The sequence below is a fragment of the Burkholderia sp. AU4i genome (assembly GCF_000466765.1).
Classification (GTDB): Bacteria; Pseudomonadota; Gammaproteobacteria; order Burkholderiales; family Burkholderiaceae; genus Burkholderia; species Burkholderia cepacia.
Window position 1 is genome coordinate 1 of sequence record NZ_ASSI01000186.1, and the last position, 26833, is coordinate 26833.

Annotated in this window: 20 protein-coding genes; 4 read left to right on the plus strand and 16 right to left on the minus strand. The window is 68.0% G+C overall.

The features are described from left to right. The 6 genes from L810_RS33860 to tssJ all read right to left on the minus strand — a co-directional run. Nucleotides 1-1524, minus strand: a 1524-nt coding sequence (locus tag L810_RS33860; RefSeq protein ID WP_257009015.1) for a serine/threonine protein kinase, incomplete at its 3' end; no start/stop codon positions are given. A 75-nt stretch (nt 1525-1599) separates the two neighbouring features. Beyond that, the gene (gene tagF, locus L810_RS33865; protein ID WP_021162710.1) at nt 1600-2298 is read right to left on the minus strand and encodes a type VI secretion system-associated protein TagF; all 699 of its coding nucleotides are present in this window, start codon (nt 2296-2298) and stop codon (nt 1600-1602) included. Further along, nucleotides 2280-5909 carry a type VI secretion system membrane subunit TssM gene (gene tssM, locus L810_RS33870; RefSeq protein WP_021162711.1) on the minus strand — a complete coding sequence of 1210 codons (3630 nt, stop codon included), beginning with the start codon at nt 5907-5909 and terminating at the stop codon, nt 2280-2282. The genes tagF and tssM overlap by 19 nt, the downstream gene beginning before the upstream one ends. Before the next feature lies 1 nt (nt 5910). Continuing rightward, nucleotides 5911-7233, minus strand: a complete 1323-nt coding sequence (locus tag L810_RS33875) for a DotU family type VI secretion system protein (RefSeq protein WP_021162712.1) — start codon at nt 7231-7233, stop codon at nt 5911-5913. A 15-nt stretch (nt 7234-7248) separates the two neighbouring features. Then, a complete protein-coding gene (gene tssK, locus L810_RS33880) occupies nt 7249-8655 on the minus strand; it encodes a type VI secretion system baseplate subunit TssK (RefSeq protein ID WP_021162713.1) in 1407 nt (468 codons plus the stop codon). Beyond that, nucleotides 8652-9167 (minus strand): type VI secretion system lipoprotein TssJ, encoded by a 516-nt coding sequence (gene tssJ, locus L810_RS33885; protein ID WP_042977289.1) that lies wholly within the window; start codon nt 9165-9167, stop codon nt 8652-8654. Before tssJ ends, tssK begins: the two co-directional genes overlap by 4 nt. A gap of 631 nt (nt 9168-9798) precedes the next feature. Between tssJ and L810_RS33890 the strand changes: the two genes are divergently transcribed. Beyond that, nucleotides 9799-10185 (plus strand): TssQ family T6SS-associated lipoprotein, encoded by a 387-nt coding sequence (locus L810_RS33890; RefSeq protein ID WP_021162715.1) that lies wholly within the window; start codon nt 9799-9801, stop codon nt 10183-10185. Between the two features lie 44 nt (nt 10186-10229). Further along, nucleotides 10230-11690: a type VI secretion system-associated FHA domain protein TagH gene (tagH, locus tag L810_RS33895; protein ID WP_021162716.1), complete on the plus strand. Its 1461-nt coding sequence runs from the start codon at nt 10230-10232 to the stop codon at nt 11688-11690. Nucleotides 11691-11744: 54 nt separating this feature from the next. Here tagH and L810_RS33900 read toward each other — a convergent pair whose 3' ends face one another. The 8 genes from L810_RS33900 to L810_RS33935 all read right to left on the minus strand — a co-directional run bounded on the left by L810_RS33900 (nt 11745) and on the right by L810_RS33935 (nt 21745). Continuing rightward, nucleotides 11745-13223: a sensor domain-containing diguanylate cyclase gene (locus tag L810_RS33900; RefSeq protein WP_042977292.1), complete on the minus strand. Its 1479-nt coding sequence runs from the start codon at nt 13221-13223 to the stop codon at nt 11745-11747. A 464-nt stretch (nt 13224-13687) separates the two neighbouring features. Beyond that, nucleotides 13688-15133, minus strand: a complete 1446-nt coding sequence (locus L810_RS33905) for an NAD-dependent succinate-semialdehyde dehydrogenase (RefSeq protein ID WP_042977294.1) — start codon at nt 15131-15133, stop codon at nt 13688-13690. 152 nt (nt 15134-15285) lie between these two features. Then, nucleotides 15286-16584: a c-type cytochrome gene (locus L810_RS33910; RefSeq protein ID WP_021162720.1), complete on the minus strand. Its 1299-nt coding sequence runs from the start codon at nt 16582-16584 to the stop codon at nt 15286-15288. 15 nt (nt 16585-16599) lie between these two features. Then, complete coding sequence (locus L810_RS33915; RefSeq protein WP_021162721.1) at nt 16600-18834, minus strand: xanthine dehydrogenase family protein molybdopterin-binding subunit; 2235 nt, start codon at nt 18832-18834, stop codon at nt 16600-16602. A gap of 1 nt (nt 18835) precedes the next feature. Further along, nucleotides 18836-19291 carry a (2Fe-2S)-binding protein gene (locus L810_RS33920; protein ID WP_021162722.1) on the minus strand — a complete coding sequence of 152 codons (456 nt, stop codon included), beginning with the start codon at nt 19289-19291 and terminating at the stop codon, nt 18836-18838. A 147-nt stretch (nt 19292-19438) separates the two neighbouring features. Further along, nucleotides 19439-19738, minus strand: a complete 300-nt coding sequence (locus tag L810_RS33925) for a putative quinol monooxygenase (RefSeq protein WP_021162723.1) — start codon at nt 19736-19738, stop codon at nt 19439-19441. A 93-nt stretch (nt 19739-19831) separates the two neighbouring features. Continuing rightward, nucleotides 19832-20890 (minus strand): NADP-dependent oxidoreductase, encoded by a 1059-nt coding sequence (locus tag L810_RS33930; protein WP_021162724.1) that lies wholly within the window; start codon nt 20888-20890, stop codon nt 19832-19834. A 234-nt stretch (nt 20891-21124) separates the two neighbouring features. Further along, nucleotides 21125-21745 carry a TetR/AcrR family transcriptional regulator gene (locus L810_RS33935; protein WP_021162725.1) on the minus strand — a complete coding sequence of 207 codons (621 nt, stop codon included), beginning with the start codon at nt 21743-21745 and terminating at the stop codon, nt 21125-21127. A 308-nt stretch (nt 21746-22053) separates the two neighbouring features. On the opposite strand from L810_RS33935, the gene L810_RS33940 reads away from it, so the two are divergent. After that, nucleotides 22054-23622 carry a hypothetical protein gene (locus L810_RS33940; RefSeq protein ID WP_021162727.1) on the plus strand — a complete coding sequence of 523 codons (1569 nt, stop codon included), beginning with the start codon at nt 22054-22056 and terminating at the stop codon, nt 23620-23622. A 113-nt stretch (nt 23623-23735) separates the two neighbouring features. Here L810_RS33940 and L810_RS33945 read toward each other — a convergent pair whose 3' ends face one another. Both L810_RS33945 and L810_RS33950 read right to left on the minus strand, forming a co-directional pair. Further along, nucleotides 23736-24755: a DNA-binding protein gene (locus L810_RS33945; RefSeq protein ID WP_021162728.1), complete on the minus strand. Its 1020-nt coding sequence runs from the start codon at nt 24753-24755 to the stop codon at nt 23736-23738. 174 nt (nt 24756-24929) lie between these two features. Continuing rightward, entirely contained in the window at nt 24930-26276 is a 1347-nt protein-coding gene (locus tag L810_RS33950) for an aminotransferase-like domain-containing protein (RefSeq protein ID WP_021162729.1), read from the minus strand. A gap of 133 nt (nt 26277-26409) precedes the next feature. Between L810_RS33950 and L810_RS33955 the strand changes: the two genes are divergently transcribed. Beyond that, nucleotides 26410-26814: a VOC family protein gene (locus L810_RS33955; protein ID WP_027791597.1), complete on the plus strand. Its 405-nt coding sequence runs from the start codon at nt 26410-26412 to the stop codon at nt 26812-26814. The last annotated feature ends 19 nt before the right edge of the window (nt 26815-26833 follow it).

The following is a 26833-nucleotide window of genomic DNA, read 5'->3' on the forward strand; positions in this document are numbered from 1 at the left end:
ACCGGCACCGGCACCGGCACCGACGCCAGCACCAGCATCTTCACCCGCGAACGTGACCGCTTTCCCAGAACCCGCCGCACCACGCGCGCCGATCTCCGTATCGATACTTGCGGATCGCGCACTGGCTTCGTCGTGCGTGTCGGTTCGTGCAGCGGCCGGTTCTTTCGCGCGTTCGACGTTTCCATTCGGCGCATCGGATTCAACCGGTTTCGCGGCCGGCCGGGACGCATGCGATGCGGAAGCTGCGAGCGCTCCCGCAGCCACCGTGGCGGCTGTGCCTTGCGTGGCCGCTTTCAACGTCGAAGACCCATCATCGGTTTCCGGCTTGCCGTCCGACACACCGGGCGATGCGGATGCCGTGTCCGTGGGCGTCGATACAGGGCCCGCACCCGCCTGCGTCGGCGGCCGCGCGTCCGGCGCAGCGCTACCCGAAGCGGTCCCGCCCGCACCGATCGAAGTCGCTGCCGCAGCCGACTGGGTACCGTTCTCGACGGAAGCCGCCCCCTTGTCGCCCTCGCCCCTGCCCGCATCGCCCACGGGCGGCACGGCGGGCGCGCCATACCCGCTGCCCGTCCGGTCGAAGTCCCGCAACCCGAGTTCCGCCGCGAATGCCGCGACCGATTCCGGCCGGTCCGGAATCCGCAACTGCAGCGCATGATCGACGGCCGCGAGAAAAGCCGGGCTGTACACCTCGCCGGCCGGCAGTTCACGCGACGCGAGCGGCCGGTACGTGTCCTTGATGCTGCGCACGACGGCCGCGGGCGGCAACTCGCCGGTGATCATCGCGTGCATCACCGCGCCGAGCGCATAGAGATCCGTCCACGGCCCCTGGCTGAACGCGGGATCGTCGGTGTATTGCTCGATCGGCGCGTAGCCGGGCTTGATCATCATCGCGCCGTCGTCGACCAGATCGCCGATCCGTTTGCGCGCCGCGCCGAAGTCGAGCAGGATCGCGCTGCCGTTCGGGCGGATCAGCACGTTGTCGAGCGCGACGTCGCGATGGAAGCACTGCGCGCGATGCAGCGTGTCGAGCGCGCCGAGCAGCGCGCCGACGATGTTGCGCAGCTGCGTCTCGCTGATCCGCATCCCGCCGTCGAGCAACTGCTTGAGCGTGCGTCCCTCATAGAACGGCATCACCATGTACGCGGTGCCGTGGCTTTCCCAAAAGTGCAGGACCTTGACGAGCCCCGGATGGTCGAATTGCGCGAGCAGGCGCGCTTCGTTGAGGAACGCGCCGCGCCCTGCGTCGAATGCCTGCGCGAACCGCTCGGAGCGCAGCGACACCGTATAGTCGCCGCCGCGCGTGGCCAGCATCGACGGCATGTACTCCTTGATCGCGACCGCGCGCCGCAACGTGCGGTCGAACGCGCGATAGACGATCCCGAAGCCGCCGATGCCGAGCACCTCGTCGAGCTGCAATTCGCCGAGGCGATGGCCGAGCGGCAGCGGCCGCACCGTGAATCCGGATGCGTCGCCGCGTGTCGCCGTGTCGTGCTCGTTGTCTCTCGATCCAGCGTCCTTCATCTCCACCACCTCTCGAAACCGCGTCCTTTCCGTCCGCCGCCGCGCCCGGCGGCCCGCCGTCCCTTTGTCCGGCCGCTAACCGCCGCCGAACAGCGTCAGGAACAGCGCGTTGTCGGGCGTGCCCGTGTGCGCGTGCGTGCGCAGCGGCGATCCGTCCGCGCGATTGGTCCACCAGAAACTGGTGCCGCCGTGCGGATCGAAGTAACCGGACAGCCCCGGCCATGCTGCCGGCACCGTGCGGTCCGGCAGCGCCGCCGGCATACCATCGACGATGTCCGCCGCGTCGCGACCGACGCCCGGTGCGAGCCGCACGCGTTCGAGCGTCCGCTCGAGATCGCCCGGCGCGCGCGCATGGCGGATCGCGTCGAGCAGCGCCTGTCCGACCTGCCAGTAGAACGCGTCGGCGGCGTCCGGCAGGCCGTTCCAGTAATCGGCCGCACGCATCGGCAGCGTGACGATCACCGGGTAGTAGCGCCCCACGCGGTCGCAGCTCGGCGCGAGGCAGCCCGGCTGCACGCACGACGCGCCGGCGCCCGCCGGGATCAGGAAATTCCAGACCGGCGCGACCGTGTAATGGCGCTCGATCTCGTCCGCGCCGCGCTGGCGCATCGCGGCCATCCCCTGCTGGAGCCAGCGCTCCCACCACAGCGCGAGCGCATGCGGCAGCCGGCTGTTCACGAAGTCGCCGGCGCCGGGAATCTTCCCGTACCAGGCCGGCGCATCGCCGTCGGTACGCGTGAACGGCGGTGTCGGGCTCATGGCTTCGGAGGGCATGTAAAGGACTCCATCTGGGGCAGCCTGAACGGGTTGCGGACACTGCCCGCATTCACTTGCAGCACGATCGGTTTGCCGTCGACCGTGAAGCGCGCAATCATCTGGTCGGAGCCGCGCCCGGCCGATACGGCCGCGCGGTCGAACAGCCGGTGCAGCGCCCACGGCCCGTCGGTCGTGAAGCCGTCGGTCGCGCCGGCCTGGCCCGACACCTGCAGCCGCACCTGGTTGCTGCCGCGCGGGCCCGGCCAGTCCACCGCGCTCTGCACGAGCGGGCCGTGCGCGTAACGGACGATCTGCCCGTCGACGTCGAGCACCATCTCCGTGATCGACGGGTCCATTTCGAGCGGCTGGATCTGCACCTTCAGCTGCGCGGTGCGCGCACCGCCGCCGAAATAGGCGTCGCGGATCACCGCCGCCTTCTCGAACGACGCCAGCATCGCGGCGGCCGACGGATCGGCGTCCGCATTGCGGTTCGCGAAGCGCCACGGGTGCGACGTCGTATCGACGATCGACTGCAGGTTCTTCTGGAAGAAGTCGTCCATCAGGCCGCCGGGTGCGAACATCTGCGCGAAATCCGCCGGCGCGACGTCACGCGACGATCCGCGCGCGAACGGATAGCGCCCCGCGATCGCCTGCCGGCAGAAGTCGCCGACGTTCGCGCCGGCCCGCGTCGCGACGCTGCGCTGCTCGACGGTCGCCACGCTGCCGTTCGCGACGTTCGACAGGTCGTCGAGCACTTCGCGGAACGGCGTCGGCAGGCGGCCGGCCTGTGCGCGCAGCTTCGCCGGCGCGTCGGACGGCGGCGGCTGCGCGCCGCTCCTCAATGCGTCGTCGGTGGCCGTCAGGTAGGTGTACAGCGCGTCGATCGACTTCAGCACGTCATTGAACGCCTGGGCCTGGTCGCCGCTGCCCGGCGCGAACGTGCGCAACCCGGCGAAGTGGCTGTCGACGATCTGCTCGGCGCTCGCGGGCGCCGCGGCGGACGTGTTCGCATCGCTTCCCTGGCTCGCGAAGATCTGCGACAGCGAGCTGCGTGCCTCGTCGACCTTGTCCTGCGCGCGCGTGGCGAGATTGCGCGCCCCGCCGCCCGGTGCATCGCCGAGCGCCGTGTCGCGCGCGAGCGCGACCATCAGCCGCGTGAGCGGCGAATCGGCGGACGACAGCGCGCGCGCCACCTGGATGCTCTGCGCGAGCGTCGCGGTGCGCTGCAGCTTGATGTCGGCGAGGTAGTCGTCCCAGATCTTCAGGTAGTCGTTCAGGTACAGCTGGCGGATATCGCGGGCCCACGCGGCCGCGTCGTTCGGCCCGGGAATCTCGGAGAGCCCGAGGTTCAGCACCCACACTTCCTCGCGCCCGTAGGCGTCGACCTCGCCGGCCAGGCGCGGCGCGAACACGTTGCGATAGCCGTTGCGCGTATAGAGGCCCGGCACGCCTTCCGACAGCGGCTTGCCGCCCTGGCGGCGGAACACCAGCGATGCGTCGGGGCCGACCGCGCGCGCGACGCTGAAGTCGAACGCGGCGGTGGCCGGCCGCAGCGTCAGCGTGAGCTGCCGGTACAGCCGCTGCGAGAACGGCACCTGCCGCAGCCGGTCGCGCACGTCGGCCACGAGCCGCTCGTTCATCGGATACGGCGACACCGCGACGCGGCCGCCGAACAGCGCGGCGAGATGCGCACGCAGCGCGGTGCGTTCGGCCGGCGAGAAATCGGGCGGCAGCGCGCGTTCCATCTCGAGATCGACGACGGCCTGCACGAACGCAGGATCGTAGTGCGCGCTGTCGTACAGCATCAGGTACGCCTTCAACGCCGCATACGCGAATTCGGTCTCGTCGGGCCGCGCGTCGCGCAGCGCAGCCTCCATCCGGCTCGCGGCGATCGGCAGCAGCACGTCCTCGAGCGCGCGCCGGTACACGGCGTCGACGGCCTCGTCGATCTTCTCGCCCTGGAACAGCCCCCACCGGTACGCGAGCGGCGGATGCTGCAGGTCGACGCCGCCGGTATTCGCGAGGCCGCCGAGCGCGTCGAGCACGGGCAGCAGGCGGGCGACGTCGGCCGCATCGGAGAATTTCGCGCCGGCAATCTGCGCATCGACGGCCGGCACGCGCGCGCCGATCTGGTCGAGATACGCGCGATTGTTCGAATAGCTGCGCAGCCACGCGACCAGCACGGCCACGCACACCAGCGCGAGCAGCACGTAGCCGGCGATCTGCAGCACGCGCCGTTTCTGATGCCAGCGCAGGTCGCTGCCGGCGAGCGAGGCTTCGCGGAAGATGTGCTCCTGCAGCAGCGACTTCAGGAAGAAGCTGCGGCCGGTCGAGCCGACCTGCGCGACCGGCGGCACGCCCTCGATCTTCAGGAAGCGCTTGATGCCGCTCATCACGCGATCGAACGCGGTGCCCTCCTGCGTGCCGCTCGTCAGGTAGACGCCGCGCAGCATCGGCATCGGTTCGTAGCTCGACACGGAAAACACCTCGGCGACGAACTGGCCGAGCATGTCCTGCAGGTCGGCGATCTGCTGCGGCAGCAGGTACGTCATCTCGCGCTGGCGTGCGTCGGTCTGCGCGGCGAGCAGTTCGGGCAGCCCGTCGTTCAGCCGCTGGTGCAGCAGCCGGTATTCGCGGTCGAATGCCGCACGCAGGTCGAAACCCGGCGCCTCGCTTTGCGCGAGCGGGAACGTGAAACCCCACACCTGCGCGCATTCCGCGCGGCCGTAGTTGCCGAAATACTCGGCGAAGCCCGCGAGCAGGTCGGCCTTCGTCACGAGCAGGTACACGGGAAAGCGAATGCCGAGCTGCGCACGCAGTTCGAGCAGCCGCTTGCGCAGCACCATCGCGTGCTGGGTGCGCTCGGCCTCCGACGCGCCGAGCAGGTCGGCCACGCTGATCGTCAGCATCGCGCCGTTCAGCGGCTGGCGCGTGCGGTACTTCTTCAGCAGGTCGACGAAACCTTTCCACTCGGCCTCGTCGAGCGCACGGTTGCCCTCGTGCGTCGTATAGCGGCCGGCCGTGTCGATCAGCACCGCGTCGTTCGTGAACCACCAGTCGCAATGGCGCGTGCCGCCCACGCCGCGAATCGCCGCGCGGCCGAATTGCTCGGCGAGCGGAAAACTGAGCCCGGAATTCACGAGCGCGGTGGTCTTGCCCGAGCCCGGCGCGCCGATGAACACGTACCACGGCAACTGGTACAGATACTGGCGCGACATCCGGTCGAACCAGCGCGGCAGGCCCTTGCGCACGGTGTCGGCCTGCCCGAAGCGGACCTTCTTCAGCAGCGTCGCGGCTTCGTCGAAGCGGCTGCGCAACTCGTCGAGCTGCGCTTTCGCCGGATCGTCGGCGGTGGCCGGCCCGGGCGCCGCCTCGCGCAGCTGGTTCAGCAACTGCGCGTTGAGCCGGCCGGCGCGCCAGCTGCGCCACGCGACGCGCGCGCCCCACGCGATGAACAGCACCGCGATCGTCAGCCCGCGCGCCCAGCTGCTTTCGAGCGGACGGACCTCGGCGAACGCGAACAGCGGGCCCGCGAGCCACACGAAGCATGCGAGCACGACGAGACCGGCGAAGGTCCAGATCTCCCGCGACGGCAATGGCCGGACGAAACGCGCGACAGCCTGGTTCATGTCAGTTGGCCCCCTGCGTTGCGCTCGCGCCGACGGCGGCACTGCCGGGCGCCGGCAGCAGCGTGATCTCGACGCGCCGGTTCAGCGCGCGATTCGCGGGCGAATCGTTCGGCGCGACCGGGTCGAGCGTGCCGCGCCCTTCCGCCGCGAGCCGTTCCGGATGGTCGAGCCGCGCGGCGATCATGCCGCGCACGGCTTCCGCGCGTTCGCGCGACAGGTCCCAGTTCGACGCGAAGCGCGCGGTATGCACGGGTGTGTCGTCCGTGTAACCGGTCACGCGCACGTTGCCGGGCACCTTGTCCAGCGCATCGGCCACACGGGCGAGCACCGGCACGTAGCGGTCGATCACCGACGTCGATCCCGACTTGAACAACCCGTCGCCGCGCAGCACGATCACGCTGCGATCGGCGGCGTCGCGCACCGACACGAGGCCGGCCGCGATCTCCGGTTCCAGGAACTTCGCGATGCGCGGGGCCGGTGCCGCGCGCGGCGGCGCTTGCGCGGGCTGCAGCTTCGGCACGTGCAGCGCGTCGATCGATGCGAACAGCCGGTCCGAATGCCCGGCGAGCGCGATCCGCAGCCCGACGAACACGCCGAAGCCGATCAGCAGCGCGAGCGCCACGCACACCCACAGCGGCACGACGAACCGGCGCGCGACATCGCGCGTGACGACGTCGCGCCAGTGCGGCGACAGCGCCGGCTCGAATTCGCCGCGCACCGAGCGGATCGTGAGCGCGAGCTGGTGGCGCAGCGCGTCGAGCTGCGCATGGCCGTTGTCGAGCACGCGATAACGGCCCTCGAAGCCGAGCGCGAGACAGAAATACAGCAGCTCGAGCAGGTCGAGATGCTGGCGCGGCTGCTGCGACAGGCGTTCGAGCAGGTGGAAGAATTTCTCGCCGCCCCAGGTCTCGTTGTGGAACGACACGAGCAGGCTGTGCGACGACCACACGCTGCCGCCCCATGGCGTCAGCGCGGCCGCCTCGTCGAGCGCCGTGCACAGGCAGTAGCGCGCGCCGATGATCGCTTCCGACGGCACGCCGGCCTCCTGCGCGCGCGCCTCGAACTGCCGGATCTCGACGACGAGATGCTCGCGCAGCCACGCGGGATTCGGGTGATGGACGGTCGAACGGATCTGCGGCACGAGGTTGAGCAACGGATTCGCGGCCGCGACGAGCGGGTTCGTGCCGCTCGCGGCCCAGCGCCCGGGGCGCGGCTGCGTTGCGGTCGGGCCGGCCGTGCCCGCCGCGGCCGGATGCATGCCGCCCGGATTCGGCGGCACGAATCCGCCTGCGCCGGGGGAGATCGAATCGGAGGAGGAATTCATCGCGTCGCCCCGCCCTCACCCGCGTATCGCCCAGAACTCCATCGAGAGTCCAGGGAATTCGCCGGCGAAATGAAAGGCGAGACCGCCGGAGCGCGCCAGCTGCTTCCACAGGTCGCTGCCCTTGTCGATCTCGAAGTACGTATGGCCCGCGTGATACGGGATCTGCCGCGGCGCGACCGGCAACTGGCGCATCGTGATGCCCGGCAGTTGCAGCTGCACGAGATCGCGGATCCGCTCGACCGGCCCGAGCTTGGCCTGCGCGGGAAAACGCGCGCGCAGGCTGTCGGCCGGTATGTCAGCGCGCACCGCGAGCACGAAGCCGGCCGTATCGCGCAGCGCCGGGTCGGCCAGCGTCGCGACGCGGATGCCGTTGCCCGCATCGCGCAGCTCGATCTGGATCGCGTTTTGCTCGAGCACCGTCGACAGCGACCGCCGCAGTTCGGTCATAAGCTCCGCGAAGCTCGTGCGCAGGTCGTCGTGCACATAGACGGCGAGCGACTGCGGGCGCCGGCCGGCCGCCGTGAACGTGCTCAGGTCGCACGCGAGCTTCAGCCAGTCGCAGAACAGCGCCTCCGGATGCGTCGACACGTGCTGCTGCGCATGCCAGGTCAGCGCGAGATAGCGGTTCACGAGCTGCAGCAGCAGGAAGTCCGCGACTTCCGACACGCCGCCGCGCCCGGGCTCCGACAGCCGTTCCGCGAGCGCTTCGCTGCGTTGCGTGAGCAGCCCGTGCAGCTCGCGTGCGTAGGCCAGCAGCACGGCGTCGTGCTGCGCGACGAGGCGCGGCGGGATGTAGCCGTCGTCGACCAGCAACCGCGCATCGGTGCGCCGCTCGACGATCCGTGCGACGCCGAGTGCATGCCAGTCGCCGGTCAGCTCGGCTTCGAGCATCAGCCGCACGTTCAGGCGCCCCGTCTGCAGCAGTGCGGGACCGAGGGCGACCGCGTTCGCGTCGGCCACTTCGTATTCGCGCACGACGTAGCGCGCGACATCGGCGCCGCTGTTCGTGCCGTTCGTACCGTTCGCGGCATGGCCTCCGCCTGCACCGAACGACACCTCCTCGCCGCCGCCGCGCCACAGCGGCAACGCGAGCACGACGAGCTGGTCCTTCGCGTCGGCCGGCACGTCGAGCGGTTCGGGAAGATCGTCCGGATGGGACAGGTCGAACGGCGTGCCGTCACGCATCACGCCCGACGCGGTGCGCAGCGCGACCTTGCCGAGCGCCAGTTGCTCGCGGTCGAGCTCCAGCGTGTCGAAACCCCAGAAGAAGCCTTGCAGCGGGAGGCAGCGCAGCGCGACGTAGCGTTCCCAGTGCCGTTCGAGCTGCTGGAAATGCTGCGGCCGCAGGAACATCCCCTCGGTCCACACCACCCGCTGGCGGAGCGCCGCGACCGGTGTCGCGGACATCGTCGGTTCGGTCATGGGCGCCCCTTCGCATCGTTCAGTGCGAGGCCGCCGTTGCGCACCGCGATCGACAGCTTCAGCTCGCCCGGCGACGTCTGCCAGAACTTGTAGAGATTGAGCTGCTTCGCGCGCGGCAGCGGCACCGTCAGCCGCCAGCGGTTCTTTTCGAGCATCCGGTATTCGGCGACCACGCCGATCGCGCCGGCCTCGACGTTGCCGCGATAGTGCAGCGTGCGCGACTCGCCCGGCCGCAGGATCACGCGATCGGTGCCGAGCAGGTCCGCGCCGAGCACGTTCTCCGGCTTGTCCTGCAGCGAAAAGAAATCCGCGCTGTCGAACGACGATGCCGCGCGGAGCTGGAATACCTTCAGCACGATCGGCGCAGGCTTGCGGTTCGGGTCAGGGTTGACGTCGGGCGCAACGTCGACCGTGATCGCATACGGCACCGCCGCGGCGTGCTCCGTCGCGCCGCACCCCGGCAACAGCATCACGCATCCCCATACGATGAAACTGCTCGACCGCCATTGCATATTCCACCCTCGCCACCCAATAGCCGTTCGCCGGTTTTCGACCGCGAAACCGGATGATCCGATTGAAAAAGGGACAATTAATTGATCGGTAATTGTGTAATCCGTATATCCATCCATCGCAATCCGTATCGGCAATTTGTTCTTGTAAAAAGCCGGGTCATATCATTCATGGATTTTGGAAGTCGATTCGGCGAGATGGTGGTCAATTGAATTGGGGTTGATAAGTTATTGGCAAAAATCAATCCGACCGGTTCGCCGTCGCGGCCCGGTTCTGTGAAGTGGACACCCTGTCGGATGGGCTTGGGGCGCAAGCCGGCCGGCCACCGTGCAACGAACGCTCGCGGCGCTGACGGTGTGCCAGGCTATTCGTTTCGCACGAACGGACGGCCCGTTTTTTCGTGCATTGACGTGCGCTGACCAAACAACTGACGAATCCGAAAAACACAGCGAACTATAGGCCGTTTTTCTGGATTCACAAGCACTGAAATTCGTAGTCGATTCTGCATTCACGTGGAAATGGAATGGCCAAATGAAACAAAACGTAACAGGCGATTCCGTATCGATGATTGGCACTAGAATCCAACAGCGCTTGTGTGGCACCTTCCAATTACGCCAATTCCTGATTTCAATAATGAAAGGTCGTTCATCGCACGTTCTTTTCCTCGGCGCATTGTTGCTGGGGGCCGGCGGGTGCAGTACGTCCCCGACCCAGTCGGCTGCACGCGCGACGGTCGACAGCGCGCGCGCCGCGTACGACAGCGGCGACTACGGGCGCACGATCGCGCTGCTGAGCCACGCGAAGGAAATCGACGGCGCCGACACCGACACGCAGGTTGCCGCGCACAAGCTCCTCGCGTTCAGCTATTGCGTGACGAACCGCATCACGCCGTGCCGCGCCGAGTTCTCGAAAATTCTCGACCTCAACCCGCGCTTCGACTTGTCCCCCGCCGAGAAGGGACATCCGATCTGGGGGCCCGCGTTCGAATTCGCGCGCCGCAGGCATGCGTCGTCGTCCTGAACGAACCGGCCTGCGCGCGAGCACTTCACCGAGCGACGTATGACATGCAACTGATCGTGATCGAACATGCCGGCGAGCCGGTCGAAAGCGACTCCTACGACGCCGTCGTGTTTCATCCGCCGGGCGGCACCATCGGCCGGGCCAGCGACAACCATCTCGTGTTGCGCGACGACACGCGGCAGATTTCGCGGCTGCAGGCGCTGCTGCAGGTGGGCGACGACGCCTGCCTGCTGAAGAACCTGAGCAGCGTCTCGACGATCGAGGTGAACCGCGAGCCGGTCGGTTACGCGCAGGAGCGCGCGCTCAACACCGGCGACATCATCCGCATCGGGCCGTACGTGCTGCGCGCTGAACGTGACGACGGTACCGATGGTGTCGATGGCGGCCATGCCCCGGTCATCGACATGGCGACCGATACCGGCATGCGCGTCGATATGCAGGCGCAGGCGCAAGCGCAGGCCCGGGCGGCAGCGGCACCCGCACAACCGTCGTCATCGCGTATCGATACGAAAGGCGCCGGCAACCGGCTGTGGGGGCTCCTCCAGGATCGTCTCGCACCGCGCGGCAAGGCGGCGGACGCCGCTACGCGGCCGGGCGGCCCCGCACGGACGGGCGCCGCGCAGCAGGCCGCACCGCCCGCGCCGTCGCAGCGCGACCTGCACCAGCTGTCGACCGATCCGCTCGACCTGTTCGCGCAGTCATCGGGCGATCTCGGCACGGCGGGCACCGCGGCGCACGCCGATCGCGGCAACGTGGATCGCGATGCGTCATCCGCGACGCAGGCGGATCACGCGCCCGAGTGGACGCAGCACGTGCGCGTGCAACCGGCCGCCCCGCGCACCGATACGCGGCCGGCCGACGATCCGGCGCAGCATGCGGCGCCGCATGCTGCGCGCGCGCCGACCCCGGACGAACTGTTGAGCGCGTTCTTCGAAGGCGCGGGGCTCGATACGGCCGCCGAATCGCATCAGTGGTCGGCCGAGCAGCTGTACATCGCGGGCCAGTTGCTGGCGCTGTTCGCGAACGGCACGGTCGAGCTGCTGTCGTCGCGCAGCATCCTGAAGCGCGAGGTGAAGGCGCACATGACGATGCTGCTCGATCGCGAGAACAATCCGCTGAAGCTGCTGCCCGACGGCGGCGCCGTGCTGCGGCAGATGTTCGGGCTGCCGCTGCCGGGCTTCATGTCGCCGCAGAGCGCGGTCAGCGACGCGTTCCAGGATCTGCACGCGCACCAGATCGGCATGGTCGCGGGCATGCGCGCGGCGTTGATGGACCTGCTGACGCGCTTTTCACCGCAACGCCTGCGCGAGCGCGACGACGCGACGCGCTGGTACGAGAAGCGCGTGCCCGTGCTGTACAAGGCGAGGATGTGGGATCGCTACGCGGCGACCCATCGCGACACGGTGTTCGCGATCGAGGACGATTTCGCGTCGGTGTTCGGCAAGGCGTTTCTGGCGGCTTACGACGCGGAAGTGGAAAGCTATCGCGGCAGCGGCCGGCATTGAGCGCCGAACCGCGCGCCCGCCATCGGTCGCGGGCGACGGGTGCCGGCGGAGGCGTCAGGTGGCCGCACCACACGACGCGACCTTGTTTCGCCCCGTTTCCTTCGCGTGGTACAACGCCTCGTCGGCTGCCTTGATCACCGACTCGACCTCCCCTTCCTGCCCGGGCGCCCAGCTTGCCACGCCGATGCTCGCGGTGACGCGCCCGAATTCGCTTTCCGCATGTTCGATCGCCAGTCCGTCGATGGCTGCGCGAATCCGTTCGGCGATCTCGGTCGCGCCCGTCGCCGGCGTATCCGGCAGGATCACGACGAATTCCTCGCCGCCATAGCGGGCCGCGGTGTCCGCCGGGCGCCGGATGTTGTCGCCGATGCATCGTGCGACCGCCGCCAGCGCGTCGTCGCCGGCCTGGTGGCCATACGTGTCGTTGTAGGCCTTGAAGCGGTCGACGTCGACGAACAGCAGCGAAAACACCGATCGGGCACGGCGCGCGCGGCGCCATTCGAGCTCCAGCACCTCCCCGAACGAGCGGCGATTGTTGAGCCCGGTGAGGCCGTCGGTGCGCGCGAGCATGACCAGCTCGGATTCGGCGCGCATCCTGCGCCGCAGCTGCGAGCCCAGCATGAAGGACAGCACGATGAACGCCACGCCGAAGGTGGCGACCAGCGCGCCGATCGTGATGGCCCGGTGCCGCCACGCGGCGTAGATGTCCTGCTCCGCCTCGGCGACCATGATGATCAGCGGCAGGTGCGGCAGCGTCTTGAAGTAGTACAGGCGGCGCACGTTGTCGATCGTCGAGGTCTCGACGAACGAGCCTTCCGGCGCCGTGATGAAGTGGCGGAACGTTGCCGCCTTGCTGATGTCGCGACCGATGGTGCGCACGTCGTACGGCTGGCGCATGAACATGATGCCGTTCGTGCCCACCAGCGAAATCGCGCCGTGCGAGCCGAGCGCGAGGCCGGCGAACAGCGTGTGGACATACTCGAGATTGACCGCAATCATCACGATGCCGGCGAACGAGCCGTCCGGGTTCGACACGCGGCGCGTCAGCGCGACGCTGAGCGAGCCGCCACGCAGGCGGGACGCATAGGGATCGCTGATGTAAAGCCCGACGTCCGGATTGTCGCGGTGAACCGTAAAGTACTTGCGGTCGCCGAAATTGCCCTGGCGCGGCACGTCGTTCGCCGAATCCAGGATGATGTTGCCGGCGGAATCCAGCACGAGCATCGAGCCGAGAAAATTCGCCGTCATCGCGTGATCGAACAGGATGCCGCGCCGCAAGGCCGGCGATGCGGCCATGACGTCCGGCCGCTGGAGGCCCTGGATCACCGCCTCGAGCGACAGGCCGTACAGCTCGATGTTGCGTTCGATGTCGCGCTCGGCGACGAGCGCCAGATTCCGCGACGTCTCGCGCGCGCGATCGAGCGCATCGTGACGGCTCTGAAACAACTGCAACACGCAGAGGCCCATCAGCGCGCACGCTATCAAGGTCCCCGCCAGCACAACGTAGTACGGCGCTGCCGCCCGCGGATGCATCCGTGTCCTCTCAGATTGGCCCGGCGCTGACGCACCGGTCGTTATGGTTTGTTCTGAATAACCTATACCAAAAAGTACGGCTTCCGGGTACGAGGTGCAGTCCTGACTTGTCGGGTTGCGTACGGCGTGACCTGAACGGTGTCGGGCGGATCGTGCTCCGCTCGGGCCGGCACAGGATGTCGGCGCTCGTTCACCGACGCGCGTCGCGTGGTCTGGCGTGTGGTGCTGCCGATGACGGAATCGAAACAATCCGTCCGCAGCGGTACGCGTATTGAAATTCCCGTCAGGTTGCCATGCGAATGCACGGCCGGCGGGAAAACCGGCGGGAAAACCGGTGGGAAAACCGGCGGGAGAGCGGGCATGCCGTTGCGCAGTGCGCAACGTGAGTGCCGCCCGGCCCGCGCCGATCGCGCGCGCCGCGCCAACAGCGCCGCGCACGCGATCGGTCGGCCGTCAGACGGTCGTCAGACGGCCATCACCGTCACCGACTTCGTGACGAGGTACGGTTCGAGCGCTTCCGGCCCGCCTTCCGAGCCGTAGCCCGAGTCCTTCACGCCGCCGAACGGCATTTCCGGCCACGGCGTCGCGGGCTGGTTGATCCACAGCATCCCGACTTCGAGGCGCTGCGTGAGCAGGTGCACGTTCGCGAACGAACGCGTGAACGCGTAGCCGGCGAGACCGAACGGCAGACGGTTCGCTTCCGCGATCGCGTCTTCGAGCTTGTCGAAACCGCGGATCGCCGCGACCGGGCCGAACGGCTCGTTGTTGAACACGTCCGCTTCGAGCGGCACGTCCGCGATCACGGTCGGCGCGAAGAAGTTGCCTTCCGCGCCGATCCGCTCGCCGCCGGTTTCGATGCGCGCGCCGACCTTGCGCGCGTTGTCGACGACGGATGCCATCGCGGTGAGCCGGCGCGGGTTCGCGAGCGCACCGAGCGTCGTGCCTTCCTCGAGGCCGTTGCCGACCTTCAGCCCTTCGGCATGCTTGACCAGCGCGCGCGTGAATTCGTCGCGGATGCTGTTGTGCACGAGAAAGCGCGTCGGCGAAATGCAGACCTGCCCCGCGTTGCGGAACTTCGCGCCGCCGGCGGCCTTCACCGCGAGCGCGACGTCGGCGTCCTCGGCGACGATCACCGGCGCATGACCGCCGAGCTCCATCGTCGCGCGCTTCATGTGCAGGCCGGCCAACGACGCGAGCTGCTTGCCGACCGGCGTCGAACCCGTGAACGTGACCTTGCGGATCACCGGGTGCGGGATCAGGTACGACGAGATTTCCGCCGGATCGCCGTACACGAGGCCGATCACGCCGGACGGCACGCCCGCGTCGACGAACGCGCGCAGCAGCGCGGCCGGCGACGCCGGGGTTTCTTCCGGCGCTTTCACGAGGAACGAGCAGCCGGTTGCCAGCGCGGCGCTCAGCTTGCGCACGACCTGGTTGACCGGGAAATTCCACGGCGTGAACGCGGCGACCGGGCCGACCGGCTCCTTCACGACGGTCTGCTGCGCGCCGAGGTTGCGCGGCGGCACGATCCGGCCGTACACGCGGCGGCCTTCGTCCGCGAACCACTCGATGATGTCCGCCGCCGACAGCACTTCGACGCGCGCCTCGGTGAGCGGCTTGCCCTGTTCCTGCGTCATCAGCTGCGCGATCGCGTCGGCGCGTTCGCGCACCAGCGCGGCCGCCTTGCGCATCGTCGCCGCGCGCTCGTGCGCGGGCACCTTGCGCCACGCCTCGAAGCCGCGTTGCGCGGCGGCGAGCGCACGGTCGAGATCGGCGATGCCCGCGTGGGCCACCTTGCCGATCGGCTTGCCGGTCGCCGGGTTCACGACGTCGATCGTCTTGCCGCTCGCGGCGTCGACCCACTCGCCGTCGATCAGCAGTTGCGTATCCGTATAAGTCACGTTAGCCATCCAGACACCCCTACATTGCGTCGATAAACGCGCGCTGCCGCGAACGGCCGCGCGCCGGTTGACAGAAAAAGCCAGGCCGCCGGGGCTGGCACGCACCCGGCGGCGTCGACGGCAGGCACGCCGGCCCGCCATCGTTCCGCATGGAGTCGCGCTCAGCGCGCGGCCGCCGTCGCCTTGCGGAGTTTCGCGACGTCCGCCGCCTGCACGGCCGGCGCGCCGTTGTTCCAGCCGGCGCGCATGAAGGTCAGCACGTCGGCGATCTGCTGGTCGTTCAACTGGTTCGAGAACGCCGGCATCGGATAAGCGGACGGCACGCCATCGATCACGAGCGTCTCGCTGCCGTTCAGCGTCACGTTGATCAGCGACGCGGCATCGCCTTCGAGCACGTTCGGGTTGCCGGCGAGCGGCGCGAGCAGCGGCGCGTAGCCGCGCCCGTCCGCGCCGTGGCAATGCAGGCAGTAAGCGTTATACACCTTCGCGCCCGGATCGGCTGCCGGCCGGCCCAGCGCGACCTGCGTCGCCTTCGGATCGTAGCGGTACGGCGGCGCCCCCGTGCCGCCTGCCGCCGGCAGCGATTTCAGGTAACGGGAGATTGCCGCCAGATCGTCGTCCGTGAGCGCCTGCGTGCTGTGGTTGATCACGCTCACCATCGAACCGAACGCGGTCGCATGGCGGTTCGCGCCGGTCTTCAGGAACTGCGCGACCTCGGCCTCGTTCCAGCGGCCGAGCCCCGTGTTGGGCTCGCCGGTCAGGTTCGATGCGAACCAGTTGTCGATCGGCGCACCCGACAGGAACGCCGCGCCGCCTTCGTCGAGCGCCTTCTCCTGGAAGCCGACGCCGCGCGGCGTGTGGCACGACCCGCAGTGCCCGAGCCCCTGCACGAGGTAAGCGCCGCGGTTCCACATCGCGTCCTTGGCCGGCTTGTCGGCGTAAGGCGTCGTGTCGAGGAACACCATGTTCCACAACGCGAGCGGCCAGCGCATGTTGAGCGGCCACGGGATGTCGGACGGCCGGTTCGCCTGCTTCACCGGTTCGACGCCGTGCATGAAGTACGCGTACAGCGCCTTGACGTCCTCGTCCTTCAGCTTCGCGTACGACGGATACGGCATCGCCGGATACAGGTTGTGGCCGTCCTTCGCGACGCCCTTGCGCAGCGCGCCGGCGAACTCGGCTTCCGTATAGCCGCCGATGCCCGTTTCCGGATCGGGCGTGATGTTGGTCGTGTAGATCGCGCCCATCGGCGTGACCATCTTCAGGCCGCCGGCGAACGGCGTGCCGCGCGGCGCAGTGTGGCACGCGACGCAGTCGCCCGCTTTCGCGAGGTATGCGCCGCGCGCGACGAGCGCGCTGTCGGCCGGTGCCGTCTGCGCGGCCTGCGCGGCCGGGCCGGCCAGCATGGCGGACAGCGCGAGCAGCGATGCACGGAACGTATTCAGGGTGAGGTTTCGCATGATCGTCGCCTCCCCTCAAGCCGTCTTCAGCTGGTCGCCGACCGGCAGCTTGCGCAGCCGCTTGCCGGTCGCCGCGAAGATCGCGTTCGACAATGCTGCGGCCGTCGCGGCCGTGCCCGGTTCGCCGATCCCGCCCGGCGCTTCGCCGCTTTTCACCAGATGCACCTCGATCGGCGGTGTCTCGTTGATCCGCAGCATCCGGTAATCGGTGAAATTGCTCTGCACGACACGGCCGTCCTCGATCGTGATCTCGCCGTACAGCGCGCCCGTGATCCCGAAAATGATGCCGCCCTGCACTTGTGCCTCGATCGTGTTCGGGTTGACGGACATGCCGCAATCGACCGCGCACACGACGCGCTTGACCTGCACCTCGCCGTTATCCACCGCGACGTCGATGACGATCGAGAAGAAGCTGCCGAACGCGTGCATCACGGATACGCCGCGCCCTTGCCCCGTCGGCAGCGACGGGCCCCAGCCGGCCGCCTTCGTCGCGACGTCGAGCACGTTGAGCGCGCGCGGCGTCTTGCCGAGCAGCGCGCGGCGGTATTGCACGGGGTCGGTCTTGGTCTGCGCGGCCAGTTCGTCGATGAAGCTCTCGACGACGAACGTGCTGCGCGTCGGCCCGACGCCGCGCCAGAACGCGGTCGGTACGTGGCGCGGCTCCTGCCGCACGTAGTCGATCAGCTGGTTCGGCAGGTCGTACGGCAGGTCGGTGGCCACCTCGACCGCGTCGGGATCGACGCCGTGCTGGAACGCGGGCGGCGCGAAGCGCGCGAGGATCGACGAGCCGACGATCCGGTGCTGCCACGCGATCGGCTTGCCGTTCGCGTCGAGGCCGGCCGAGATCCGGTCGTAGTAGTACGGGCGGTACATGTCGTGCTGGATGTCCTCCTCGCGCGTCCAGATCACCTTCACCGGCGCGTTGACCTGCTTCGCGATCTTGACCGCCTGGCCGATCATGTCCGTCTCGAGGCGCCGGCCGAAGCCGCCGCCGAGCAGGTGGTTGTGCACGACGATCTTCTCCGGCGGAAAGCTCGTGAGCTGCTGCACGGTGTCGACCGCCCGCGTCGGCACCTGGGTGCCGACCCAGATCTCGCACCCGTCGGCGCGCACGTGCACCGTGCAGTTCACGGGCTCCATCGTCGCGTGCGCGAGGAGCGGCTGCTCGTACACGGCGTCGACGCGCGTCTTCGCATCCGCGAAACCCTTGCCGACGTCGCCGTCCTTGCGCGCGACCGCACCCTTGCCGTTCGCCGCGGCCTGCGCGAGATCGGCGACGATGTCCTTCGTCGATACCTTCGCGCCGGCGCCTTCGTTCCACTTCACGACCAGCGCCGATGCGCCGCGCTTCGCGGCCCAGGTATGATCGCCGACGACCGCGACCGCGTTGTCCGCGCGCACGACCTGGCGCACGCCCGGAATCTTCTTCGCGGCCGTATCGTCGATGCTCGCGACCGTGCCGCCGAACACCGGGCTGTTCACGATCACCGCGTACAGCATGCCGGGCAGCCGCACGTCGAGCCCGAACTGCGCGGTGCCGTCGACCTTCTCCGGCGAATCGAGCCGCTTCGCGGGCGTGCCGATCAGCTTGAAATCCGCCGGCTTCTTCAGCGCGACGTCCTTCGGCACCGGCAGCTTCGCGGCGGCGTCGGCGAGCTGGCCGTACGACGTGCGCCGGCCGCTCGGCGGATGCTGCACTTCGCCGTTCACCGCACGGCAGGATGCCGGATCGACGTTCCATTGCTTCGCGGCGGCCGCGACCAGCAGCGTGCGCGCGGTCGCGCCCGCGCGGCGCAGCGGCTCCCATGCGTAGCGTATCGACGTCGAGCCGCCGGTGAGCTGGCCGCCGAGCAACGGATCGAGAAAGAGCTTCTCGTTCGGCGGCGCATGGTCGAGCGTCACGCTCGACAGCGGCACTTCGAGTTCCTCGGCGATCAGCATCGGTAGCGCCGTGTAGACGCCCTGCCCCATCTCGACTTTCGGCATCACCAGCGTGACCTTGCCGGCGCGGTCGATCTGCACGAACGCGTTCGGTGCGAACACGCCCGCGCGCGCGGTTTCATCGCCGTCGCCACCGATCACCGAACGGCGCGCATCGTCGCCTGCCGCCGGCAGGCTGAAGCCGAGCAGCAGGCCACCGCCCGCCGCCGCGCCCAGCGACATGCCGAGCTTGAGGAACGAACGGCGCGATACGCCCGCGCCGGCGGCTTGTCCAGCGACCTTGCCTGCTTCGATCAGTCCTCGGGACATGTCACGCCTCCTTCGCGGCTTGCTTCACGGCCGCGCGAATCCGGTTGTACGTGCCGCAGCGGCAGATGTTGCCGGCCATTGCCGCGTCGATGTCGGCGTCGCTCGGGTTCGGGTTCGATGCGATCAGCGCGGTGGCGGCCATCACCTGCCCCGACTGGCAATAGCCGCACTGGACGACGTCGAGCTCGCGCCACGCCTGCTGGACCTTGTGGCCGGCCGGCGTCGCGCCGACGGCTTCGATCGTCGTGATCTTGCGGCCCGCGACGGCCGCGACCGGCAGCACGCACGAGCGCGCGGCGACGCCGTCGAGATGCACGGTGCACGCGCCGCATTGCGCGATCCCGCAGCCGAATTTCGTGCCGGTGAGGCCGACGACGTCGCGCAGCACCCAGAGCAAGGGCATGTCGTCGGGGGCGTCGACCGTGCGGGTTTCGCCGTTGATGTTGAGGGTGACCATTCAGCCTCCGGGCCGGTGTATTGGGGAAACGACGCGCATCGCGCGCCGCGCGGGGTTTTCGATTTCGTCGCTGTCTTCGCCGTTGCCGGGCGAGACGGCTGCCGCGCGGCCCGGGTCGGGACGGGCCGCGGCGTGGGTGCTGCGTTGTTACTCGGCCACGTCGATGCCGGACAGCACCTTGATGACCGGCGGCGCCGCGAACCAGTCGGCCGATTTCACGCGGAATTCGCCGAAATACGGGCTCGCGAGGTGTGCGTCGAACGCAGCCTGGTCGTCGTAGATCTCGTACAGGTGCAGGTTGGGCGAACCGTCCTGTTCGCGGAACAGGTCGTAGCGCCGGTTGCCGGGCTCGGTGCGCGTCTTCGCGACCATGCTGCGCAGTTCGGCTTCGGCGGCCTCCGCGTGTTCGGGTTTCAGGTACAGGGAAGCAATCACGTGAAGCGCCATCTTGTCACTCCTTTTGAATCGAAATCGAGCATGCCACAAGCCGGCGTCGCGCGACGCCAGCGTGCAACCGTCATGGTTTGCCGTGCCGCGGTATCAGGCCAGTTCGTCCGGGCCCACGCGCACGACGACCTTGCCGAAGTTCTTGCCGGCCAGCAAGCCGATCAGCGCTTCCGGCGCGTCGGCCAGGTCGGGGACGACGTCCTCGAGCGTCTTCACCTTGCCCTGCGCGACCCATTCGCTCATCTCCTTCAGGAACGGTGCATAACCAGTCGCATAGTGGTCGAGGATGATGAAACCCTGCATCCTGATGCGCTTGCGCAGGATCGTGCCCATCAGTGCCGGCACGCGATCACGGCCGGTCGACACCGCGGTGTCGTCGTATGCCGCGTCGTTGTAGTGCGCGATGATCCCGCACACCGGCACGCGCGCGTGATCGTTGAGCAGCGGCCACACCGCGTCGAACACGGCCCCGCCGACGTTCTCGAAATAGACGTCGATGCCGTTCGGGCATGCGTCCTTCAGCTTCGCGGCGAATGCCGGGTCGCGGTGATCGACGCACGCGTCGAAACCGAGCGTATCGGTCACGTATGCGCACTTGTCGGCGCCGCCCGCGACACCGATCACGCGGCAGCCCTTCAGCTTGGCGATCTGGCCGACCACCGCGCCGACCGCGCCGCTCGCCGCCGCGACGACCACGGTTTCGCCGGCCTTCGGCTCGCCGATTTTCAGCAGCCCCGTATAGGCGGTAAAGCCCGGCATGCCGAGCACGCCGAGTGCATACGACGGATGCGCGACGTCGCGGCCGAGCGGAATCAGGTCGCGGCCGTCGGACAGCGCATAGTCCTGCCACCCGGCGCCCGCGACCACGAGGTCACCTTCGCGGAACGCGGGCAGGTTCGACGAGACGACCTGGCTGACGGTGCCGCCGACCATCGGCTGGCCGAGTTGGGCCGGCGGCGCATAGGACGGTGCATCGCTCATCCGGCCGCGCATGTACGGGTCGAGCGACAACCAGACCGTGCGCAGCAGCACCTGGCCGGCACCGGGCGTCGGCACGGCACCGGATTCGGCGCGGAAGTTGCCCGGTGTCGGCGCGCCGACCGGGCGCGAATTCAGGACGATCTGGCGGTTTGCGGTCTTGCTTTGCGGCATGTAAGTCTCCGTCAATAGAAATGGACGTGCTTCGTGGGCACGATCGGATCAGGGGCGGACCAGCGGAGACGCCCGCATGCTGCAACGTCGGCGATCGGGCCGTCGCTGCTGCGTGCGGGCGCTTGAAACAATCGGGAACAGCGTAACGCGGCGTGGCACGTTCGTCATATTGGTTTGAGTAGACCAGTCGTCTAGATGCGGGGCAAAAACAAGGCGCGCCGATGCGCGCCCGGGTTACGACTGCGCTCCGCCATGCTCGGCCGGCGGCAGGTTCAGCATGCGCCGCGTTTCGACCATCGCCCTTTCGAGCGGCTTGCGGTCGCGGTGAATCTTTTCCAGCAGCGTCGCGCCCAGCCACATCTCGTAGAGGATCGCGGCCGTGTGCGACGGATCGGCGATCCCGCTCAGCGAGCCGTCGGCCAGGCCGGCCTCGATGCCGCCCGCGAGCCGCTCGATGATCTGGCTCGTGCCCTGCCGCAGCACCGCGCGCATCGCTTCCGACAGATCCGACACTTCCGCGCCGAGCTTCACCGCGAGGCACTTGCCTTGCGGATCGTCCGCGCATTGCGTGTGCAGCCAGTTGCGCCAGTACGTCATCAGGCGCTCGGCGCCGGTGCCGGCCTGATGCTTGAGCAGGTTGTCGAGATGCGCGTGATAGCTGTCGAAATACGCTTCGAGCAGCGCTTCGCCGAATGCCTCTTTCGAGCCGAAGTAATGGTAGAACGAGCCCTTCGGGATGCCCGCCGCAGCGAGAATCTCGTTCAGGCCAACCGCCGAAAACCCCTTGTGGAGCATGATCGGCTTGGCGATATTCAGGATGTGCTGGCGGACTTCGGCGCCCGAAGATGCATTCATGGTGGCGTATGTTAGCAACGATTAGACCGGTCGTCTAGCGGCATCGGCCCGGCATGTTGAGCGGCACTTTACCCGATCCCCGGCGGGCACCCAAACGTTGCGCCGGCTTTCCTCGTTCCCGCTCCGCGTTGTCGCGCGTGCGGCGTCACACGCACGACTCGGTTTCGTCGCAGGCGTTTCATCGATCTCCCGCATAAATACGCGCGGCGCATGCGCCGGCGGGCTGCGCACTTTCCACCGGCATTGCACACGTGTGCAATGCGCCGGATCGTCGATGTAGCCCCCCAAACCAGTGACCAGGAACGCCCATGACCGCTTCGAAGCCCGAACGCCCGTCCGCGCCGAACCGCCGGCGCTTCATCCAGCGCGGCGCCGCGCTGACCCTGTCGCCGCTCGTCGGCACCCTGGCTGGCTGCGGCGGTGACGGCAGCCCGACTGCCGCGTCGTCGTTCGCCGCCGGCGCCGCGAATACCTCCACGCGCAGCTACGGCATCGCCGACCGCTCGATTACGATCAACGTGGTCAATGCGATTCCGTCGACGACGCTCGCATACGGCAATGCGGCGAGCCAGAGCGGCTCGCCGCCGCAGGCGTCGCAATCGACGATTGCGACCGGGCAATCGACGGCTGTCGGCGCGTCGAACAGCTGGGGCGATTGCACGGGATCGTTCGGCCTTGCCGGCGGCGACGCGTCGTTTGCGATCTCGTACACGCATCCGTTCGGGTCGCAGCCGACCACCGTCAGCGTCACGCCGTCGGCAGGTTACGTGTCGGGCGCCGACGCCGCGACGTTTCCCGGTCACGACTCGGTCGCGAATCTCACGCTGTATCGCGGCGTCGCCACCGCGAACGGTGCGTGGGTTGCCCCGCTCGCGCAACTGGCTACGCCGCCGGGCAACAACTGCCAGGATTTCGCGAACAGCATGTTCGGCAGCAACGTGCGCACCGCCGCGGCGATCCAGTCTGCGTACCAAAGCACGGGCTCGCTCGGCTACGTGCCGCCCGCCGACTTTACCGGCGGCCAGCTCGCGGGCTTCGTCGCGCAATGGGTGCAGCGCTGGCAGAACGGCTCGGCGTATGGCGTGCTGCCCGCTGCCGATGCGCAGCTGATCGATGCGTTGAAGCAGTATGTATCCGGCGCATCGAATGCCGGCCCGCTGACGATGTGGGTGCCGCAGATCGCGTGGCAGGCCGGAACCGATCCGGCGGTGTTCGCGCTGACGGGCTATCGCGCGTTTCCGTTCGTCGATGCGCAGGGCAACTGGATCGCCGGTACGCTCTCTGCGTTCCTGACGCTGCTCGCGGCCGGTTCGCACATCGTCGCGATCAGCGCGACGAGCGACCTGCCGGCAGGCGTCACGATGCAGGCGTTCGACAGCTTCATGGGTGCGAGCGGGCTGACGACGTCGACGGATATCGGCAACTCGCACTACGCGTCGGTCCTGAACACGACGGGTCGTTATTACTTGAGCGTCGGCAGCGATTTCGCGCCGGCGAACTGCGGGCTGATCCTGTCGTTCCTTTATGGACGCACGGTGAACAACCTGCTCGCGGGTGCCGGCACGTACAACACGTTCATCCAGCTGGAAGGCTGGCAGGCCGGCGGTTCGCGGCACAACGCCGACTATGCGACGTATCAGCAGACGCTGTGGAACATCTCGACGTACGGCGCGTCCGCGTATAGCGAAAAGCGCGCGACGTCGATCTTCCTCGCGCCCGCCGGGTGGACGCCGCAGGTCTATCAGACGACGCGGATGATGCCGTACGTCGGCGCCTATGCGCAGTCGAACGGTACGCCGCAGGGCTGGTTGAACACGTCGCTCGTCACGATTCCGGCAGATGCGCCGGCGCTGCCGTCGCGGTATGTGTCGAGTTGAGCTGTTGCGGTGGGTGGGCGAGCGATCGCGCTGGTGGGATTCGGCTCTTGCCTGCTTGTTGCGGGATTAGGGCGTGCGCCGCCATCGGCTGATGCACGATTGCGGCCGCGCCGTCAGCGCGGCACTTCGTCAGCACGCTTCCTCGTGCGCGCCCGTCGCTCATCCCGTTGCGCAGCCGGTGCCGCCTTGGCACCGCGCAGCGGCGCGCGGCGCACGAGCACCGTCATCTCGCGCCGCAGTGCATCGAGTTCCTTGGCGCGCGCCGCATCGGTCGCCTGCGCGGCGTCGAGCTGCCCCTGAAGCACGCCGCATCGATGCAGCGCGTCGCCCAGTTGTGCCTGCAGCGCGGCAACATCTTTCCGCTGCTGCGCATCGCGCTGCTCCGCGCGCGATGTCATTGCATCAAGCTCCTTTTGCAGTCGCGCGGCGGCGAGCCGCTCTCGATCGATCTCCTGGAGCGCCCGCTTCTCCGACGCACGCAAGCGTTCCTCGGCTCGCCCGGCATCGTCGCGCAGCCGATCGAGCTGGGTGGTGAAATCCGCGCGGGCCTGCGCGAGTGCGCGGTCGCCCTCCGCGTTGTCGGCCGTCAGGCGCTCGATGTCCGCTTGCAGCGCTTGCCGCGATGCTTCGTCGGCCGCCCTCGCCTGCTCCAGTTCCTGAATGCGCACCTGGGCGGCCAGCAGCGCGGCCGTGCGTTGCTCCAGCGCGGTTTCGGTACGGGCCAACTCAGCCTGCAGCGTCGCGACTTCCGCCTTCGCCGCCGTCCGCTCGGCTTCGACTTCCGCGCGCAATGCGTCGAGCGCGGTGGCCGCGTCGGCGCTCGACCGATTCCAGAGCGCCGCGACCAGTTCGCCGGCGGCGGCCTGCAGATCGGCCGGCAGGTCGGGATGCTCGATGCGGACGCGGCTCTTTTCCCGCAACTCGGCCCAGAACTCGCCGAGCACGGCTGTCGGTGTGCTCATGCTCCCCTTGCGGACGAGCTGGTACAGGCGGTTCGCGGTGGGCGTGATGCCGAAGCGGAAGAACAGCAGCGCGCAGGCTTCGCGATACAGCTCGCGGGTTTTCGGGAAGTCGGCCTTGAGGCGCTCGATTTCGGCGGTCAGGCGGGATTCGTCGGCGGCGAGATCGGACATGGCGGATTTCGGTGGAAATTTCGTAAATAATATAACGTAAACCGTTAAAAATCCAATTTATCACATCCTGTAATTTGACATTATTTCTATAATGTCGAGATCGCGGAATATCGGTATGTCCCCGCCGGTATGCGGCGCGCGGCCGTCGGCCAGTACGGTGCTCGCCCGGTGGCGTCAAGCGCGCTGCTTCAGCAGCCCTGCCAGAAGGGTCAGTGCTTCCGTCAGATCGTCGAACGACGGGCCGCCGAGGCAAAGTCGGATCCCGCTCGCCCGATCTTCCGGGTTCACCATCATGGATTCCGGAGGGGTCAACTTGATACGCATCGCTGCAGCGACGGATGCGACACGATTGGCAGCATCGCGCTCCATCGGCAGCCAGGCGTTGTAGGCGCCGGGATGCGAGACCAGTTCGCTCGCGCCGAGCAGAGAGATGGCCAGATTGGATCGACGCCGCGCCTCATGGTGCAGATCCCGCTGGATCGAGGAGATGACGTCGGTGGCCAGCCATTCCTCAACCACTGCGCAAGAGAGCGGCGAAGGCGCCATTGGCAGGTCCCGCAGCGCGTCCTCCGCTGCGTCGTTGAGTCCGGCCGGTAGCGCCAGCACGCCGATCTGCAAACCGGGGCCAAGCGATTTGGACAGTCCGTTCACATGAAAGGCGATCTCGGGCGCCAATGCCGCAAGCGGTGGCGAAGCCGGCTCTGCCGACGCATAGACGCCGTCCTCGATGATCCACGCGCCCTCCCGGCGGCAAATATCCACGATGGCCTGCCTTCGTTCCGTGCCCATCGTCGCAGTGGTCGGGTTGTGCAGCGTCGGCGTGAGATAGACCGCCTTGCTGCCGGTCGACGCGGTGCCGTCGAGTGCATCCGCCAGTGCCCCCGGCACGATCCCTTGCGCGTCGGTCTCGACGCCTTGCATCCGATATCCGTTGCGCCGAGCCAGCGCGATCGCGCCAGGATAGGTAATCCGTTCGGTCAGAAGCAGTCCTTGCGAGCCGCAGGCAAGATCGAACGCCAACGATAGCGCCTGGCGGGCGCCGCTCGTTAGCACCAGATGCGACGGTTCCACCATCAGGCCCAGCGTTTCGAGCCAGCGAGCCAGCACACGTCGGTGCTCCATATGCCCAGCGGGCGGGGCATAGAGATTGAGGTGGTCCGCGTCGATCTTGCGTGCGATCCCCGTCAATGTTCGCGCCAGCAAGCGAGCGTTGAGCATGGCTGGCGGCACATTGGACGAAAGGTCGATCTGGCGATCCTGATGCGCCTGGCGAATCGCCACGAAGGTTCCCCGGCCCTTGATGCTGCGCGTCAGGCCGCGCCGTTCAAGCGCGGCATAGGCTTTCGTCACCGTGCCAAGGCCAATTCCCAGTTTCAACGCGAGATCGCGATGAGCGGGCAGGCGGTCGCCTCCCGTCAGCCGCCCCTCGACGATGTCGTCGGCCAGGGCCAGGACCAACCGCTCGGCGGTATTCGCCTCGATGTCGGCAAGCCGTGGTGACCAGGGAGATTGCAGGAGCATGTTCGTCGCCTAGATATTAGTGTCACGTGACACTATTTATATAAACAACAAGCGTAACATGTGCGATGTGATTGGATGAAGTCATGCATTTCTGGAGGCGCCTGATCGCCATGATGGGCGCGTGGAGAGTCAAATGTTCAGCCATGTAACTGTTGGGGCGCGTGATCTTGGGCGGGCAGGCCGTTTCTATGACGCTGTACTCGCTCCGCTCGGACTTAAGCGTCGCGTCGTCACGTCCGATGGCGGGCCTCCGGCGCTTTGCTGGGTAACCGGTCAAACGCCGCTGCCGCGCTTCTATGTCTACATTCCTTACGATGGCGAGCCGGCGACCATCGGCAACGGCAGCATGGTCGCCTTTCTGGCCCCGTCGCAAGAAGCCGTGAACACGGCCTACGCGAAGGGCCTTGAGCACGGCGGGACGGACGACGGTGCACCCGGGTTACGCCCCCGCTACGGTGACGGCTACTTCGGCGCGTATCTGCGCGACCCTGACGGGAACAAGATCCATATCGTTCATCGCGGAGACCTCCAGCCATAACGCTGGAGACGCCCCGCAT

Excerpts from the sequence above, each read along its gene's own strand:
- tagF (WP_021162710.1), bottom strand. The coding sequence starts at position 2,298 with ATGCCCTCCGAAGCCATGAGCCCGACACCGCCGTTCACGCGTACCGAC.
- tssM (WP_021162711.1), bottom strand. The coding sequence starts at position 5,909 with ATGAACCAGGCTGTCGCGCGTTTCGTCCGGCCATTGCCGTCGCGGGAG.
- L810_RS33875 (WP_021162712.1), bottom strand. The coding sequence starts at position 7,233 with ATGAATTCCTCCTCCGATTCGATCTCCCCCGGCGCAGGCGGATTCGTG.
- tssK (WP_021162713.1), bottom strand. The coding sequence starts at position 8,655 with ATGACCGAACCGACGATGTCCGCGACACCGGTCGCGGCGCTCCGCCAG.
- tssJ (WP_042977289.1), bottom strand. The coding sequence starts at position 9,167 with ATGCAATGGCGGTCGAGCAGTTTCATCGTATGGGGATGCGTGATGCTG.
- L810_RS33890 (WP_021162715.1), top strand. The coding sequence starts at position 9,799 with ATGAAAGGTCGTTCATCGCACGTTCTTTTCCTCGGCGCATTGTTGCTG.
- tagH (WP_021162716.1), top strand. The coding sequence starts at position 10,230 with ATGCAACTGATCGTGATCGAACATGCCGGCGAGCCGGTCGAAAGCGAC.
- L810_RS33900 (WP_042977292.1), bottom strand. The coding sequence starts at position 13,223 with ATGCATCCGCGGGCGGCAGCGCCGTACTACGTTGTGCTGGCGGGGACC.
- L810_RS33905 (WP_042977294.1), bottom strand. The coding sequence starts at position 15,133 with ATGGCTAACGTGACTTATACGGATACGCAACTGCTGATCGACGGCGAG.
- L810_RS33910 (WP_021162720.1), bottom strand. The coding sequence starts at position 16,584 with ATGCGAAACCTCACCCTGAATACGTTCCGTGCATCGCTGCTCGCGCTG.
- L810_RS33915 (WP_021162721.1), bottom strand. The coding sequence starts at position 18,834 with ATGTCCCGAGGACTGATCGAAGCAGGCAAGGTCGCTGGACAAGCCGCC.
- L810_RS33920 (WP_021162722.1), bottom strand. The coding sequence starts at position 19,291 with ATGGTCACCCTCAACATCAACGGCGAAACCCGCACGGTCGACGCCCCC.
- L810_RS33925 (WP_021162723.1), bottom strand. The coding sequence starts at position 19,738 with ATGGCGCTTCACGTGATTGCTTCCCTGTACCTGAAACCCGAACACGCG.
- L810_RS33930 (WP_021162724.1), bottom strand. The coding sequence starts at position 20,890 with ATGCCGCAAAGCAAGACCGCAAACCGCCAGATCGTCCTGAATTCGCGC.
- L810_RS33935 (WP_021162725.1), bottom strand. The coding sequence starts at position 21,745 with ATGAATGCATCTTCGGGCGCCGAAGTCCGCCAGCACATCCTGAATATC.
- L810_RS33940 (WP_021162727.1), top strand. The coding sequence starts at position 22,054 with ATGACCGCTTCGAAGCCCGAACGCCCGTCCGCGCCGAACCGCCGGCGC.
- L810_RS33945 (WP_021162728.1), bottom strand. The coding sequence starts at position 24,755 with ATGTCCGATCTCGCCGCCGACGAATCCCGCCTGACCGCCGAAATCGAG.
- L810_RS33950 (WP_021162729.1), bottom strand. The coding sequence starts at position 26,276 with ATGCTCCTGCAATCTCCCTGGTCACCACGGCTTGCCGACATCGAGGCG.
- L810_RS33955 (WP_027791597.1), top strand. The coding sequence starts at position 26,410 with ATGTTCAGCCATGTAACTGTTGGGGCGCGTGATCTTGGGCGGGCAGGC.